A 16569-nucleotide genomic window follows, 5' to 3' on the forward strand; every position below is an offset into this window, starting at 1 on the left:
CCAATCCTTGATTTTTATAAACCGATAGACTCATAACAAGATCCTATTACAAATCCATCAACACTGCTTTTATTATAAAGTGATATTTATTATAATACAATATAGCAGGAAAATTTTAACCAAGTGAAATGTCCTGAGGGGAACCGGGAAAAGCCTTACGAGGCAATATCGGAAGGGGTAATCAGCGTGTCTAAAAAAATTCATGAGTTCAATGATATTATTCGAAAACTTCGCAAAGAATTGTTCGGCAAAGGGCCTGAACGGATACATACTGTATTTGTGGAAAACATGGCGGTCTCAACACTGTACGGAAATCTGAGTGCAAGCGAGCAGTTTATCGCCCGCACACCTGAAGGCAGAGAAATGGTGCATGCGGCCCGGACAAGCCTGATTCAAGATCTGTATTCCAAACAAACGCCGGAAGGAATGGAGGAGCTGATCGGGGCTAAGCTAGTCCATTTGTTTTCTGATATAAAAATTGAGGAAAATATCGCTGTATCTGTGTTTGTCTTTGATCAAAAAATAGATGATCAAAAAGAAGCGGTGCAAAGCTAGCACATTTGTCGTTGACACATTTTTGTCACATTTGATATGATGTGGCTACAGTTATAGAAGGCAAAAACAATGGAATGTATGCACGAACTGTATATATTCTCTTTCAATATCTCAATTCTGCTTGATATTGTTGTATGGGTATGCATACAAGTTAGGCAGCATTCGAACGCCTGGTTGACAGGTTATTTGAGTGCTGCCTTTTTTTATTGCCTTTCTGCCATAACTGAGAAAAGAAGAAATAATGGAGGGTTTTAGTATGGGTTTTCGGAAACCGGATGAAATAGCGGATGCAGCAATTGAAGCAGGGGCGAAAAAAGTAAAGCTCCCGCTGCCGTCTCTGCTTGTATTGGGGTTTTTAGGCGGCGCATTTATCGCGCTCGGGTACTTGCTTGATATCAGGGTAATCGGTGATTTGCCGAAAGAATGGGGAAGCCTGTCCAGCCTTATCGGAGCTGCGGTATTTCCTGTCGGCCTGATCCTTGTGGTGCTCGCTGGCGCTGAATTGATAACAGGGAATATGATGTCCGTTGCGATGGCTTTATTTTCGAGAAAAATATCACTAAAAGAATTGGCGGTTAACTGGGGAATCATCACGATTATGAACTTAATCGGCGCCTTGTTTGTTGCTTACTTTTTCGGGCATTTGGTTGGGCTGACTGAAACAGGCCCTTATTTAGAAAAAACAATCGCTATTGCGCAAGGAAAGCTCGATATGAGCTTCGGCAAGGTTCTCATATCCGGCATCGGATGTAACTGGCTTGTATGTCTCGCAGTGTGGCTTTCTTTCGGGGCACAAGATGGAGCAGGAAAAATCCTTGGCATTTGGTTCCCTATTATGGCTTTTGTGGCAATCGGATTTCAGCACGTTGTCGCCAATATGTTTGTGATTCCAGCAGCCATTTTTGCAGGCTCGTTCACGTGGGGGCAGTTTATCGGAAACATCATTCCGGCTTTTATCGGCAATGTCATCGGCGGAGCCGTGTTTGTCGGTCTCATTTATTTTATTGGATATCACAAGAAAGACCGCTCCAGAAAAGAAATGAAGCAGGTCTCATAAAAAAGGGGCAAATCCACTTGATGAATCGCACAATTTCCGTCCATTTTTAGAAAAAGATGTTTACAAAATGGAATTTGGTGGATATACTTACAAAGGAAGAAAAAAGCAAAGGAGGCTGAACAAAATGACAATGAGACAGCGACGTCAACCTGTACGTGATACACAAGGAAAAGTTCATGGTTCATTCAGCCTGTGGAAGAGTTCGTGTCCTTCCTTAACCGATGCTTATCGCACGCATTAAATTCGGAATAGACGGACATACGCAACTCCCCGCAGGCAGTAGAGGCATTGGTGTCTTCTTTTGTCTGCGGTTTTTATTTGCCCGCGGCAGAAGGAATGATGCCGGGGGTTATTTCGCTTGAAGCGGATTTGAAAGGGGGTGAGCGATATGACGATTAACCTATTCTTTTTAACGTTAACGATTAACAAACGGTTTAAAAGCCCGGAAGAATTCGAACGAGAACAGCAGATTGAGCAGATCTACGGTGAAATGAAAGAGTCTCAGTTAAAGCATCTTTATTTAACAAACTGGCGCTAAAAGCAATGAAAAACTGAAGGGGGAGATGACAAATGCTTAGAATGGAATTATTGATGCATTATACAATGGAGAAGGACCAAGTTTAGCGAAACAGCTGTCAAGAAAATGCCGGCCTGCATATGATAAATCAACGTTACGGTAAGGCAGGTGATGGCATGATGGGCGATTATCAAAAAAGGCTGCCGTCGATAGGCCATGGTTATGCGTCCATGCCGCATTCCTTCAAACATGGTTATGGAAATCCATTCCGCCAGCAGAGGCTGATGGCCATGCAGCAGCAAAGGTTGTATGTATTCCCTTATTATTGGGGCTAGAAAGAGGGCAGAAAACATGTTGTTTTCTGCTTTTTTTGCGGGAAAAAATGAAAAAGTTCAGTTCAGTTGAAACATTTTTAAACACATTGCCGTCTAGTTGATACCTTCATTCCTATTTGGAAATGAAGGGGATGTTTATTTTTAAAATATAATAAATAAACATAGGAAACCAAAAGCAGGTGTTTAAAATGCTAGAAAATAGACTCTATAAACGAACGAATCTTTTCACATTATTTTCTCGGAAATATAAGCAGGCCAAAACAATTGAGCATATGATGATTGACTTTATAGACATACAAGGAAATGACAGAATTTTAGAAATTGGAACCGGAAATGGCACTCTCTTTAAGAACATAACCGAGAAACTAGAAAAGGGAAGCCTAAAAAGCATTGACCCTTCTAAGCGAAAGGTAAGGAACATATCACGGGCGAATCGAAAGAACATGGGGACAGGGGAGATTATTCATGGCCATCCTGAGAACATTCCCTTTGATGACCGTACCTTTAATAAAGTGTTTTCGTTACATACGGTTCAGAGCTGCACTGATATGAGGCTTGCATTAAGGGAAATTTACCGTGTGCTTCAGATTGACGGCCGATTTTTCATCAATATTGATACAAATACCGGTGAAAAAGAGAAAAAGTATATTCAATTGCTGAAAGACCAGCATTTCAGGGATCTTTCTGTCATTAGGCGTGATTCCTGCCTTTGCATTGTGGCTGTTAAATAAAATCATTTCTCGGGAAATATATCCAGATCCTTCATTTTGGGATTTGGGTATATTTTCTTAATTTTTTATTTTTTGCATATACTTTATATTAAAAAAAGTTTTTTTCTTATAAACTGATAACATAAGAAAGAGTAAAGAGGTGATATCAGCCAGATCGGACATTATGATGAACAAGCGGAATGAATATTCATTCCGCTAAAATGGGGGTTGTAAGATTACATGTTATCCGCATCCAGCAGTAAGTACGACATGATTATGAAAGCATCGGTTTCATTATTTACGGAAAGAGGATTTAACGCTACTACTATCCCTATGATAGCTGAACGGGCTCATGTGGGGACAGGAACGATCTACCGCTATTTTGACAGTAAAGAAACGCTCGTCAACGTATTGTTTCAAGAAAGCATCCAGCGCTTTATGGAAAAGCTGAAGCAAGATTTTTCGGAATTGCCTGTCAGAGAAGGCTTTCACCACGTATTTTGCTGTCTCGTTCAATTTACGAAAGAGAGTGATTATGCGCTGTTTTTTCTTGATACGAAGAAAGATGCTCACTACTTAAATGCGACAAGCAGAACCATGATAGAACATCTGACTCAAATGCTTGATGACTATTTTAATAAGGGAAAAGCGGAAGGTGTCATTCGCAGCCTGCCCTCAAACGTGTTAATTGCGATTGTGTTAGGGGCGTTTCTCAAGATATATCAGCTTGTCCAAACGGGTGATATAAAGATGGACACTGATTTAATGACTGAGTTGGAACAATGCTGCTGGGACGCCATTAAGCTTCATTCATGTACTTCATAAAAAAAGAAAGGAAGATGTTGATGAAACAGGCAAGCGCAATACCTCAGCCCAAAACATACGGACCTTTGAAAAATCTTCCGCATCTGGAAAAAGAGCAGTTATCTCAATCTTTATGGCGATTAGCTGATGAATTAGGGCCGATTTTCCGATTTGAATTTCCTGGTGTTTCCAGTGTTTTTGTATCCGGTCACAGTCTTGTGGCTGAAGTGTGTGATGAAAGCCGCTTTGACAAAAACCTTGGCAAAGGCTTGCTAAAGGTGCGAGAGTTTGGCGGAGACGGTTTATTTACAAGCTGGACGCATGAGCCGAACTGGCAAAAAGCCCACCGCATTTTGCTGCCGAGTTTCAGTCAAAAAGCGATGAAAGGCTATCATTCTATGATGCTGGATATCGCAACCCAACTGATTCAAAAATGGAGCCGCCTTAATCCCAATGAAGAAATTGATGTAGCGGATGACATGACCCGTCTGACGCTTGATACGATTGGATTATGCGGGTTTAACTATCGTTTCAACAGCTTTTACCGTGATTCTCAGCATCCGTTTATCACCAGTATGCTCCGTGCCTTAAAAGAGGCGATGAACCAATCGAAAAGACTGGGTTTGCAAGATAAGATGATGGTGAAAACGAAGCTGCAGTTCCAAAAGGATATAGAAGTCATGAACGCACTTGTCGATCGAATGATAGCGGAGCGAAAAGAGAACCCGGATGAAAACATTAAGGATCTTTTATCACTTATGCTTTATGCCAAAGATCCAGTAACAGGTGAAACGCTGGATGATGAAAACATTAGATACCAGATCATCACATTTTTGATTGCAGGCCATGAAACAACAAGCGGTTTGCTATCCTTTGCGATCTACTGTCTGCTCACACATCCGGAAAAACTGAAAAAAGCCCAAGAGGAAGCGGATCGCGTGTTAACGGATGACACGCCGGAATATAGACAAATCCAGCAGCTGACATACATTCGGATGGTTTTAAATGAAACGCTAAGACTGTATCCAACAGCTCCGGCCTTTTCACTCTACGCGAAGGACGATACTGTTCTAGGCGGAGAATATCCGATCAGCAAAGGGCAGCCCGTCACTGTTTTGATTCCGAAACTGCACAGGGATCAAAACGCTTGGGGCGAGGATGCGGAAGAGTTTCGTCCGGAACGCTTTGAAGACTCTTCACGTATTCCTCACCACGCGTATAAGCCGTTTGGAAACGGACAGCGCGCTTGTATCGGCATGCAGTTTGCTCTCCAAGAAGCGACGATGGTTCTCGGTCTTGTATTGAAGCATTTTGAATTGATAAACCATACTGGATACGAGCTGAGGATCAAAGAGGCATTAACGATTAAGCCGGATGAATTTAAAATCACGGTGAAACCGCGGAAACGAGCAGCAATCCATGTACAGAGAAAAGAACAGGCTGACATCAAAACAGAAACGAAGCCAAAAGAATCAAAACCTAAACACGGCACACCTTTGCTTGTTCTTTACGGTTCAAATTTGGGGACAGCGGAAGGAATAGCCGGTGAACTGGCTGCTTACGGCCGCCAGATGGGCTTTACAGCTGCAACCGCTCCGCTTGACGATTATATTGGCAAGCTGCCAGAACAAGGCGCAGTCGTCATCGTTACGGCTTCTTATAATGGGACGCCGCCAGATAATGCAGCCGGCTTTGTAGAGTGGCTGGAGGAGCTTGAGGAAGGGCGGTTGAAAGGTGTTTCCTATGCGGTATTCGGCTGTGGAAACCGGAGCTGGGCCAGCACGTATCAGCGGGTTCCCCGATTGATAGATGACATGATGAAAGCAAAGGGGGCAACGCGTTTAACAGCGATCGGGGAAGGCGATGCCGCCGATGATTTTGAAAGCCATCGCGAGTCTTGGGAAAATCGCTTCTGGAAGGAAACGATGGACGCATTTGATATCAACGAAATATCTCAGAAAGAAGACGGGCCTTCATTATCGATTACTTTTCTCAGTGAAGCGACAGACACGCCGCTTGCCAAAACATATGGCGCGTTTGAAGGGATTGTCTTAGAGAACCGGGAGCTCCAGACAGCAGAAAGCCCGCGTTCGACCCGCCATATTGAATTGCAAATTCCTGATGCCAAAACCTATCAAGAAGGCGATCATATCGGAATATTGCCGAAAAACAGCCGGGAGCTTGTTCAGCGGGTTCTCAGCCGATTCGGTTTGGAAGCCAATCATGTCATAAAAATGAGCGGAAGCCCCCATATGACTCATCTTCCGATGGAACGGCCGATCAAAGTGGCGGATGTATTGGCATCCTATGTGGAGCTGCAAGACCCTGCTTCAAGGCATCAGATTAGGGAACTTGCTTCTTATACAGTCTGTCCGCCGCATAAAAAAGAGCTGGAACAGCTCATTTCAGATGATGGCACTTACAAAGAGCAGGTGCTGGCAAAACGACTCACCATGCTGGATCTTTTAGAGGATTATCCTGCCTGTGAAATGCCGTTTGAACGGTTTTTAGAACTTTTGCCATCATTAAAACCAAGATATTATTCCGTCTCAAGCTCACCGAAAGCCCATTCCAATATTGTAAGCGTGACAGTAGGTGTTGTTAAGGCCTCAGCATGGAGCGGGCGAGGCGAATACAAAGGCGTCGCCTCTAATTATTTAGCAGAGTTGAATACAGGTGATGCAGCAGCCTGTTTCATCCGTACGCCGCAATCCGGATTTCAGATGCCGGACGACCCTGAAACACCTATGATTATGGTTGGGCCGGGTACAGGAATTGCGCCATTCAGGGGCTTTATTCAGGCAAGATCTGTCTTGAAGAAGGAAGGAAGCACGCTTGGCGAAGCTATTTTATACTTCGGCTGCCGGCGCCCTGATCATGACGATCTATACAGAGAAGAGCTGGATCAAGCGGAACAGGATGGTATTATCACCATCCGCCGATGCTACTCACGCGTCGAAAACGAACCAAAAGGATATGTCCAGCATCTGCTCAAACAAGATACGCAGAAATTGATAGCACTCATTGAAAAAGGGGCACACATATACGTATGCGGTGATGGATCGCAAATGGCTCCTGATGTAGAAAATACGCTGCGTCTGGTGTATGAAGCTGAAAAAGGAGCGAGCCGGGAAGAATCAGCTGAATGGCTGCAGAAGCTGCAAAACCAAAAACGATATGTGAAAGACGTTTGGACAGGAATGTAAAAAAAATCCCGCCAATCAGATTGGCGGGATTGCTTTGCATGTGAGAAAACCGGCACGATAATGAAATCTACTGAAAAGGATGTTATAGGGAGTATCGCGCCGGCCTTATTGTTCATATCGTCAAACCAGGACAAAAGTTTAGGTTTTTGGCTTATTTTTAAAATTAAATAGTCTAAAAGACTTGTTTTTGATTTTGCATTCATTTTATGGAAATTTGTTCTCGCTTATGCCTCAAGATGAGCCATCTGTTGAAGATCGATGTTTAAATTGGCTTTCCACATGTTTACGGTAATGAACGTCATGAATCAGCCGAATCGTCGGCCTGATTAACAGCAGCAAGCTCCCAATTGCAAACAGCCATATCCCTGCTGACTTGAACTGCTCATAAAAAAAGAAAAAGCTCCCGACAAGAAACAGGGCACCAATGATAAAGTCATTTACTGTATAGAGGATCTTATATCGTTTTTTGAAAAATTGCTCGTATCGTTTCAGTTCTTGTTTGATATCATTTTCTTCTTTAGGTGCCATCATTCTCCCTCCATTCAATCATTCATTACCCTAATAGAAATTGTAGATAAACATACAGTGAAAAAGGAAAGGGAGATATTTAAGTCTCCAGTCAATTCCTTCATACTTAACAGCTGGCCCAAAAGGATGCTGGTTTTATACAATGAATTCTGTAAGGTGTTCAACATGACTCAGCTTGAACATATAAAAGAAGTATTTTTTACAAAAAAAGGCTTACAAAAACTGGTTTTTATAAAAGGAGGCAGGCTGTGAATGATCTTGCAGCCGTGTGCCAGACTGACCAACCGATAAAGAAAATAATGTGTAAAAAAAGCTTGCCAAAAAAATCGACAAGCTTTATGTTGCCCTATTCCAGATAATGTTTTTTGAAATCGGAATGGATAGAAAATTTGCGGCGCAGCTGGATGAGATTTTCCCCAAAGCTTTCTTCTAAAAGCCCTCTATGCTTTTTCAGGATTTCCATGAGGTACAGATCATGAATGATCACCTCAGTAATGGGCATAACCAAACCTACATGCATCGTCCATGCAGCACGGCTGTCGTTGCCAAGGGAGACGATGCCTGCTACTACTTCTGAATCATCTCCGCTATAGACAAGCCACCTTCCGTCATACTCTTCTGTGATTTCACTGCTCATATCATGAAGGTAAACAGAAGCAAAATCAGATGTGATGTCTCCGTACGCAATAATGGTGACAATGACGCCTTGATTTGCCGCCTGTCTTAGCTCTGATTCTATCTCTTCAAAATCCTCTTTCCATATTTCTAATAGAATCCTTTTTTTGGCGGATAAGATACAAGCTTTCACCTTTTCAAGAATTTCATTGCGTCCGGTGATATTCCAGATATTTTCCCGGTCGTTTGCGGTCTGCTCGAAGTTTTCAAAGTATTTCTCAGCCTGGTCAAAATGCTCTTCCGCTTTGAGCCGACGGTTTTTAATCAGTTCCTTGGCGGGCACAGGCACATACTGAGGCGTATTTCCATGGCTTACAAAAACATCTCCTCTTAAGACAAGGCTTTCTAAGACTTCATAAATTTTAGAACGGGGCACTCCGGAATTTTTGGCGACGGCATAGCCTGTTAAAGGCGATTCCTGCAATAAAGCAAGATATGCTTTTGATTCATACTCTGTAAAATTAAGGTTTTTTAAAATGTCTAACATATTTTCCTTCATAGATCCTCCAATATAAAAGCAGTCGCTGCCTTTGTCATCGCTATTTTAACAAACGATATTGATTTATTCCAAACGCATTGATACAATTTTATGAGTAGTTACTTTCGTAGTCACTATATGGTGCAGGGATATATCAAAGGGGGAGAAGAAATGCACAGCTTACTCACATACATACCGATTGCGGCCATGATGGTGATCATACCCGGAGCTGATACGATGCTTGTGATGAAAAATACGCTTAGATATGGCGCAAAAGCTGGCCGTTATAACATTCTAGGATTGGCAACAGGACTTTCCTTTTGGACGGTTATCGCCATTTTAGGTTTATCGGTCGTTATCGCAAAGTCAGTATTTCTTTTCACGACAATTAAATATTTGGGCGCAGCATACTTAATTTATTTAGGAATCAGAAGTTTTTTTGCCAAAAGCACGTTTTCTTTAGATGACATGCAATCCCAAGCAAAAAGCAAGGAACATTCTCCGAAACGTTATTATAAAACTTCCTTTATGCAAGGATCACTCAGTAATATTCTCAACCCTAAAACTGTCTTGGTTTATGTGACAATCATGCCCCAATTTATCAATCTAGAGGGAAATATAAACCAACAGCTTATTATTTTAGCTTCAATCCTTACCTTACTAGCGGTGTTATGGTTTCTCTTTCTTGTTTATGTAATTGATTATGCGAAAAAATGGCTGAGAAATTCGAAGTTCCAGAAAGCCTTTCAAAAAGTAACGGGCATGATATTAGTAGGTTTTGGCATCAAAACCGGTATGAATTAAATTCCTAATAGGAAAGAATCAATATGGTAGATGTAAAGCAGTTGTTTTGCCTGTTTGAATCTTCTTTTTGTTCCGGCAGTATCATTTTCTATACAAAAAAGACAAGGGCGTGTAAATCCCTTGTCTTTTTGTTATTTCCTCACATGTCCTCTGCTCGTCTGCACCTTATACATGATAATCAATAAAAAAAACCAGACCGGAGTGACAAACAGAGCAACGCGTGTATCATTCGCCAGTGCCAATACGACAAGAATGAACGCGAGAAATGCGAGCGTGAAGTAGTTGGATAATGGGTAAAAAGGCATTTTAAATGTATTTGCTTTCGCTTCATCCTGCCTTGTTTTTCGATATTTCAAATGGCAAATCACTGTAATGCCCCAAATGAAAATGAAGCATATAGTAGAAACACTTGTAATCAGCGTAAAGACTTGTTCCGGCATGATATAATTCAGGCTAACGCCAATCAGAATGGCGATGGTTGAAAAGAACAGCGCATTGCTTGGAACTTTAGATGAAGTCAATTTCTGCAGTAATCCAGGTGCGTGATGATCCTTAGCAAGTGAATAGACCATGCGGCTTGTGCTGAATAAAGCGCTGTTGGCCGCTGATGCAGCTGATGTGATGACAACAAAATTGATTATACTGGCGGCGGCAACGATGCCTACGACAGAAAAGACTTGAACAAATGGGCTTTCACTTGGGTTCAAAACATTCCAAGGGTAGATGCACATAATGACAAAAAGTGCGCCGACATAAAAAAGTAAAATCCGGGCAGGGATTTGGTTGATGGCTTTAGGGATCACTTTTTGGGGGTTATCTGTCTCACCTGCGGTCAGTCCAACAAGTTCAATTCCCACAAAAGCGAAGACAACCATTTGGAATGAAAGGATAAACCCATGCCATCCATTTGGAAACATGCCGCCATGGCTCCAAAGATTCGTGATGCTGGCTGAGCCGGAAGCTGTGGAAAAACCTTTGGCAATTAAAATAATACCAGTTACGATAAGAGCCAGTATGGCAATAACTTTGATCAATGCAAACCAGAATTCTAATTCTCCGAACAGTTTAACGGTGGCAAGGTTCATGATTAGCAAGATAATCAGGGCAAGAAGACCAGGCAGCCATTGAGGCACCGCAGGAAGCCAATATTGCGTATAAATCCCGACCGCCGTTAAATCAGCCATCGCGAGAGAAATCCAGCAGAACCAGTAGGTCCAGCCAGTGATAAATGCCGCCATGTCGCCTAAATAGTCTCTTACGAAATCAACGAAAGAGTGATACCCCGTATTTGACAATAGCAGTTCTCCGAGCGAACGCATAATAAAAAAGCAAAAGACTCCGGTGACCAAGTAAGCAAATAAAATGGATGGTCCCGCAAAGTGGATTGATTTTCCTGAGCCTAAGAATAAGCCTGTTCCGATTGCACCCCCAATCGCCATTAATTGTATATGCCTGTTTTTAAGGCCTCTAGACAATTTTTGTTGTTGTCCCAAATTGTCTCTGTTAGAATTGCCAATCAATTTTATGTTCCTCCAATAATAAAAGATGAATAAAGTTTTATCGGATATTATAACATCTAAAAGATAAAAAGTTTTATTTTTAAATTTTTAAAATAATTGATTTGCAAGTGAAAACTGCTGAAGGCCTCTAGCTGTATCAAGGTCTTGGTTCACCATCTATCTGGCTGTATAAGGATACGCCGGGAGTCGGTTTGGACGGTATTTCCGGTGCAAAATCGATTATTGTGATACATGATTGGGACGGTTTTATGTACCAATATCATGTAGGCGCAGATAACTGGGCATTCATTCGGTTTCCATTGCGGATTTCGATGCTGAACCAAGAAAGAAGATCTCGATGAAACGTCCTACTGGCCTACCTGTCTGTCATGAGCGAGTAAAAACAAACATATATGTAATAGCAAAAAGACATCGTTTTGGCGGTGTCTTTTTCAATCTGTTAAGATGTATCTAATCACCAATTCAGTGAAATGAATGATACGAGGCAGGACAGATCATGAAATGACAAACGGCACGGCTATTGAAAATCTTATCTGTATCAGTTTTTTGATTGGGAACACCAAGAGAAGAATAAACATCGCATTGTAATTGGCCTTTCGGAAAATAAGCTTGAAATAAAAGATTTCTATCAATCATTCGGTTTTGAATCAGTCGAGAATCCGTATTCACACATAAAAATCTCGAAAAAACAGTGGGGCCATTTGGAAGATCTATTTTTTCAATGGATATCTCCTGATCTTTCCACTTTCAGTCAAACGGTTGTTACACCATTTTTAAATCATGATTGGGAGGGGAAATGTCACCTTGGCGATTTGCAGGATGATGAGTTTACTGATGCTTACCAAGTGTGCAAGGCTTTTTTAATGCGTAACGATCTCTATGATCATTCGCTCTCTTTTGCGGAAAACAGCAGGGGATATCGCATCGACCATACAGACGATTTTGAAACCCTGGGTAAGATGGCTGCACGAAATGATCACTATTATTTATTTTTTGCAGATAGAGATAAAGTTTTTATGTTTACAGATGCACTGACCTTACAGATGTATTGTAAAGATGAAGACGTTTTGGATCATGAAAAGAAGATGGAGCAGAGCTGCTGAAACCTCATTTCTGATCGTGAAATCACTGTGGCGGACACAAAGAGTGTCCGCTTTTATATTTTTTAGGACATTTGGCCTGATCTGTTAGATTCATTTTTTGTCATTCATGATTTTGCCATCATGACATTCCTTAAGAATGATAAACTGTTTACTGATTATTACTTTGGGAGGAGCACAGTCCTGAAGAACGGAGATTCTAAAATACTAGTATGGGATGGAAATGATCAATACCTAACATAGAAGGCCAGTTTGTCAATCTGCTTTAAGACCTTTCTGGAAGTATCAGGCTGTCTGTTGTGAAAGATTCGGAATATTCTTGTTAATGGCTTATCTAATAAGGAAAAAGGATGATAGACGTGAAAAGAATAGATAAAATATACCACCAGCTCATGCATCATTTTCATGATGTCAATTTAGATCATCTTTTAAAGGTACAGGGGAGTTCAGCAAAGGAAATTGCTGAGCAGCTGAAAATGGAGCGGTCCAATGTCAGTTTTGAGTTGAACAATCTCGTCCGATCTAAAAAGGTCATAAAAATTAAAACGTTTCCTGTGCGATACCTCCCAGTCGAAATAGCGGAAAGGTTATGTAACAAAAAATGGGATACAGAGATGATGGAAGTGAAAGGCCTTGAGCCGTTTGCTGAGAATCCAAAACAGAATCATCAACCTATCGCTACAAATCCTTTAGAGCTTATGATTGGGGCAAAAGGCAGTTTGAAGAAAGCAATCTCCCAGGCACAAGCAGCTGTCTTTTATCCGCCGAACGGCCTGCATATGCTCCTTTTAGGCCCGACTGGTTCCGGTAAATCCCTTTTTGCCAACCGGATTTACCAATTTGCCATTTACTCAGACATTCTGAAGGCCGGCTCCCCATTTATTACATTTAACTGTGCAGATTATTACAACAATCCTCAACTATTGCTATCTCAATTATTTGGACACAAAAAAGGTTCATTTACAGGTGCCGGTGAAGATAAGGCTGGTTTAGTCGAACAGGCTAATGGAGGCATTCTTTTTATGGATGAAATCCACCGTCTCCCTCCTGAGGGCCAGGAAATGCTGTTTTATTTTATTGACAGCGGTTCTTATAACCGGCTTGGAGAATCTGAACATAAACGAACATCAAACGTATTGTTTATTTGCGCCACTACAGAAAATCCGAGTTCTGCATTATTGAAAACATTTTTGCGTAGAATCCCTATGACCATTCATATTCCTTCGCTTGAAGAACGATCGCTTAAAGAAAGAGTGGATTTGACGACGTTTTTATTAGGGAAAGAAGCAGAGCGAATCAAGAAAAATCTAAGTGTGCACATTGATGTCTATAATGCGCTGATTCATTCTGCTAAATTTGGCAATGTGGGACAGCTGAAATCAAATGTCCAGTTAGTTTGTGCACACGGCTTTTTGCACAATCTTGACAGACATGAGGTTATTGAGCTGACTGTTCGGGATCTGCCGGATGAAATCAAGCAAGAATGGATGTCCAGCAGTAAAAACATGCAAAGAAGCAAAGCCATTTCTGAATATGTCAATATTACAACGATTATATCTCCGATTATAGAAGATGAAACGACAAAAATTGACGAAGACCTCTCATTTAACTTGTATCATTTGATCGAGGAAAAAGTAAAAACCCTCCAAAAAGAAGGATTATCCAAAAAGGATATTAATCAGTACATCTTGACTGATGTCCATTTGCATGTGAAAAGTTTTTTTCATCACCGGGCGTTTCAAAAGGACAACTTGATGACATTCGTAGAAGATGACGTGATTCAATTGACAAAACAGTTAAAAGAAATAGCTGAACATGAGCTGGATTGCACATTTGACCGTAAATTTATTTATTTCTTGAGTATGCATATTGACGCATTTTTAAAGCGCGGAAAACACATAGATGTTTTCAATACACAGGAGACGGATGAAATCCGTGACACTCATATGCAAGAGTATCGGGTGGCGATGATTTTTAAAGATCAAATTCAGGAATATTTTAAAGTGGCCATCCCCGAAATAGAAGTCATCTACTTAACAATGCTGATTCATTCCATCAAATCATTAAAAGAGAACAAAAGGGTCGGGATTATCGTGGCTGCACATGGAAATAGCACGGCGAGCTCAATGGTTGAAGTCGCGACAGAGCTGTTAGGGAGCACCCCAATTGCAGCAGTTGACATGCCGCTTTCGGTTTCGCCTTCGGACATGATTGAATGTGTAGCGGAAAAAATGAAACAGGTTGACGAAGGTGAAGGTGTTTTAATGCTCGTGGATATGGGGTCACTTGCGATGATGGAAAGCAAGCTGGAGGAAAGGACAGGCATTGCCGTCAAAACCATCAGCAATGTGACGACCTCAATGGTGCTGGATGCTGTCAGAAAGGTGAATTATTTGGATTTGAATTTGCATGCGATCTATCAATCGGTCACGAAAGATTTTATTGAGTTATGGGAGCGGCAGCCAGCGGTATCCGGCAAAAAGAAAGCATTGGTTTCCATCTGCACGACAGGCAGCGGGACGGCCAAAAAGCTGGAAGACATCCTGACTACGATCGTGAACAAGGCCTCTGATACCCAGATTCACATATTGACCGTCTCATCCATTAAACTGGCAAACAGCATAAAAGAAATCGAAAAAAAGTATGACATCCTTGCGACAGTTGGAACGAAAGACCCTAAAATCAATGCGCCCCATGTATCATTAGAAGTGTTAATTGAAGGGGAGGGGGAAAGGCTGATTCAACAGGTGATTACAAAGGGCAGCATTCCGTTGAGCAATGGGTTAAACGAAGCTAATATCATTGTCAGGGAGCTTTGCGAGGATAGCTTGAAAAAATATCTTGTCTTCTTGAACCCCCACCATATGATCGAGATGTTATTAGAGTGGCTGCAAACTGTTCAAGGTGAGTTGGGAGTTATTTTCAATAATGCTGTTTTGATCAAAGTCATCATGCATACGGCTTTCGCTTTTGAAAGGGTGTTAAAGCAGAATCCGATCGCATTCTCAGAGGAAGATGAAATAAATGAAAAGCTAAAAAGAATGTTAACCGTGACAGAACGGACATTAGCCCCATATGAACAAAAGCTTGGACTTCGCATAAGTGATGATGAAAAATTATTTATAGCCGCGCTATTCGCTGAAGAAGTGCCTGTCCAGCTGTTTTAATAGCGATTTTTTTCTTCAAACCTGTATTAAATGGAACGCCATTTTAATACAGGTTTATTTTTTTCATTTTAAGTGTTTCAACAAAAGGCGAAAAATAAATGAAAACGCTTAACACAACTTTGTTGGCACGATCCTTGCATTATATATGGATGTACGAAACAAGGAAAGGAGCAATGGATATGATTTCAGTTATTATCAGCGGCCATGGAGATTTTCCCATCGCATTAAAAGAGTCTTCGGGGATGATATTCGGTGAAGAACATAACCTGATTGCAGTGCCGTTTTTGAAAGGGGAAGGCATTCAAACGCTGCAAGGAAAATATCATCAGGCGCTCAAGGGCATTCCGAAAGAACATGAAGTGCTTTTTCTAGTCGATATTTTTGGAGGAACGCCTTATAACGCAGCAGCGTCTTTCATTGCTGAGGATCAAAGAATGGATATGGCAGCCGGCGTAAACCTGCCGATTCTGCTGGAGGTATTAAGCTTGAGAGAACACCTGACGCTCAAAGATTTGCTGAACAACTTAAAAACAATGAGCCAGCAAAGCTTTCAAGTGTGCAGTGAACATTTAGAAAAAGTGAAAACAGCCAATCAAGAAACAAGAGAGGATGAATTGTGATGAACATTGTGTTAGCCAGAATTGATGACCGCTTTATTCACGGCCAAATCCTGACAAGGTGGATTAAAGTCCATGCGGCAGACCGAATTATCGTTGTCTCCGATGATGTCGCACAGGATGACATGAGAAAAACGCTGATCCTGTCTGTTGCACCTTCAAATGTAAAAGCGAGTGCCGTTTCGATTTCAAAAATGGCAAAAGCATTTCATAGTCCGCGCTATGAAGGAGTAACGGCGATGCTCTTGTTTGAAAATCCGTCCGATATTGTATCCCTTATAGAAGCAGGCGTGCCGATCAAAACCGTAAACGTCGGGGGAATGCGGTTTGAAAATCAGCGCCGGCAAATCACAAAATCAGTCAGTGTTACAGAACAAGACATAAAGGCATTTGAAACATTAAGTGACCTGGGCGTGAAACTGGAATTGAGGCAGCTGCCTTCAGATGCCAGCGAGGATTTTGCACAGATTCTACGGAACGTAACAAAATAATCAAG

At 41.6% G+C, this 16569-nt stretch carries 15 protein-coding genes; 12 read left to right on the plus strand and 3 right to left on the minus strand.

From position 1 onward, the window contains the following. The first annotated feature begins 186 nt into the window (after positions 1-186). From BV11031_RS04715 to cypB, 7 genes are all read left to right on the plus strand, one after another. Positions 187-555 (plus strand): Na-translocating system protein MpsC family protein, encoded by a 369-nt coding sequence (locus BV11031_RS04715; protein ID WP_010327850.1) that lies wholly within the window; start codon positions 187-189, stop codon positions 553-555. A 256-nt stretch (positions 556-811) separates the two neighbouring features. Beyond that, entirely contained in the window at positions 812-1612 is an 801-nt protein-coding gene (locus BV11031_RS04725) for a formate/nitrite transporter family protein (protein WP_010327848.1), read from the plus strand. Positions 1613-2000: 388 nt separating this feature from the next. Beyond that, positions 2001-2150: a YrzI family small protein gene (locus BV11031_RS04730; RefSeq protein WP_010327846.1), complete on the plus strand. Its 150-nt coding sequence runs from the start codon at positions 2001-2003 to the stop codon at positions 2148-2150. A 155-nt stretch (positions 2151-2305) separates the two neighbouring features. After that, positions 2306-2464, plus strand: coding sequence for a hypothetical protein (locus tag BV11031_RS04735; protein WP_121642964.1), 159 nt, complete (start codon positions 2306-2308; stop codon positions 2462-2464). 188 nt (positions 2465-2652) lie between these two features. Next, the gene (locus BV11031_RS04740) at positions 2653-3195 is read left to right on the plus strand and encodes a class I SAM-dependent methyltransferase (RefSeq protein WP_010327845.1); all 543 of its coding nucleotides are present in this window, start codon (positions 2653-2655) and stop codon (positions 3193-3195) included. Positions 3196-3414: 219 nt separating this feature from the next. Next, complete coding sequence (fatR, locus tag BV11031_RS04745; RefSeq protein ID WP_010327844.1) at positions 3415-3999, plus strand: transcriptional regulator FatR; 585 nt, start codon at positions 3415-3417, stop codon at positions 3997-3999. A gap of 20 nt (positions 4000-4019) precedes the next feature. Continuing rightward, positions 4020-7184 (plus strand): bifunctional cytochrome P450/NADPH--P450 reductase CypB, encoded by a 3165-nt coding sequence (gene cypB, locus BV11031_RS04750; protein WP_010327843.1) that lies wholly within the window; start codon positions 4020-4022, stop codon positions 7182-7184. Positions 7185-7415: 231 nt separating this feature from the next. On the opposite strand, the gene BV11031_RS04755 is transcribed toward cypB, so the two are convergent. Beyond that, complete coding sequence (locus BV11031_RS04755) at positions 7416-7712, minus strand: YrhK family protein (RefSeq protein ID WP_010327842.1); 297 nt, start codon at positions 7710-7712, stop codon at positions 7416-7418. A gap of 346 nt (positions 7713-8058) precedes the next feature. Then, positions 8059-8886: a TrmB family transcriptional regulator gene (locus tag BV11031_RS04760; RefSeq protein ID WP_010327841.1), complete on the minus strand. Its 828-nt coding sequence runs from the start codon at positions 8884-8886 to the stop codon at positions 8059-8061. Positions 8887-9036: 150 nt separating this feature from the next. On the opposite strand from BV11031_RS04760, the gene BV11031_RS04765 reads away from it, so the two are divergent. After that, positions 9037-9669 (plus strand): LysE family transporter, encoded by a 633-nt coding sequence (locus BV11031_RS04765; protein WP_010327840.1) that lies wholly within the window; start codon positions 9037-9039, stop codon positions 9667-9669. 131 nt (positions 9670-9800) lie between these two features. On the opposite strand, the gene BV11031_RS04770 is transcribed toward BV11031_RS04765, so the two are convergent. Further along, positions 9801-11189: an amino acid permease gene (locus BV11031_RS04770; protein WP_010327839.1), complete on the minus strand. Its 1389-nt coding sequence runs from the start codon at positions 11187-11189 to the stop codon at positions 9801-9803. Between the two features lie 701 nt (positions 11190-11890). Between BV11031_RS04770 and BV11031_RS04775 the strand changes: the two genes are divergently transcribed. The 4 genes from BV11031_RS04775 to levE all read left to right on the plus strand — a co-directional run bounded on the left by BV11031_RS04775 (position 11891) and on the right by levE (position 16564). Continuing rightward, on the plus strand, positions 11891-12292 hold the full coding sequence (locus tag BV11031_RS04775) for a hypothetical protein (RefSeq protein WP_010327838.1): 402 nt from the start codon (positions 11891-11893) through the stop codon (positions 12290-12292). 356 nt (positions 12293-12648) lie between these two features. Next, on the plus strand, positions 12649-15456 hold the full coding sequence (locus BV11031_RS04780; RefSeq protein ID WP_010327837.1) for a sigma-54-dependent transcriptional regulator: 2808 nt from the start codon (positions 12649-12651) through the stop codon (positions 15454-15456). Positions 15457-15635: 179 nt separating this feature from the next. Then, complete coding sequence (gene levD, locus BV11031_RS04785) at positions 15636-16076, plus strand: PTS fructose transporter subunit IIA (RefSeq protein WP_010327836.1); 441 nt, start codon at positions 15636-15638, stop codon at positions 16074-16076. Then, on the plus strand, positions 16076-16564 hold the full coding sequence (gene levE / locus BV11031_RS04790) for a PTS fructose transporter subunit IIB (protein ID WP_010327835.1): 489 nt from the start codon (positions 16076-16078) through the stop codon (positions 16562-16564). The genes levD and levE overlap by 1 nt, the downstream gene beginning before the upstream one ends. Positions 16565-16569 lie beyond the last annotated feature (5 nt).

This window comes from Bacillus vallismortis, from assembly GCF_004116955.1.
Lineage (GTDB): Bacteria > Bacillota > Bacilli > Bacillales > Bacillaceae > Bacillus > Bacillus vallismortis.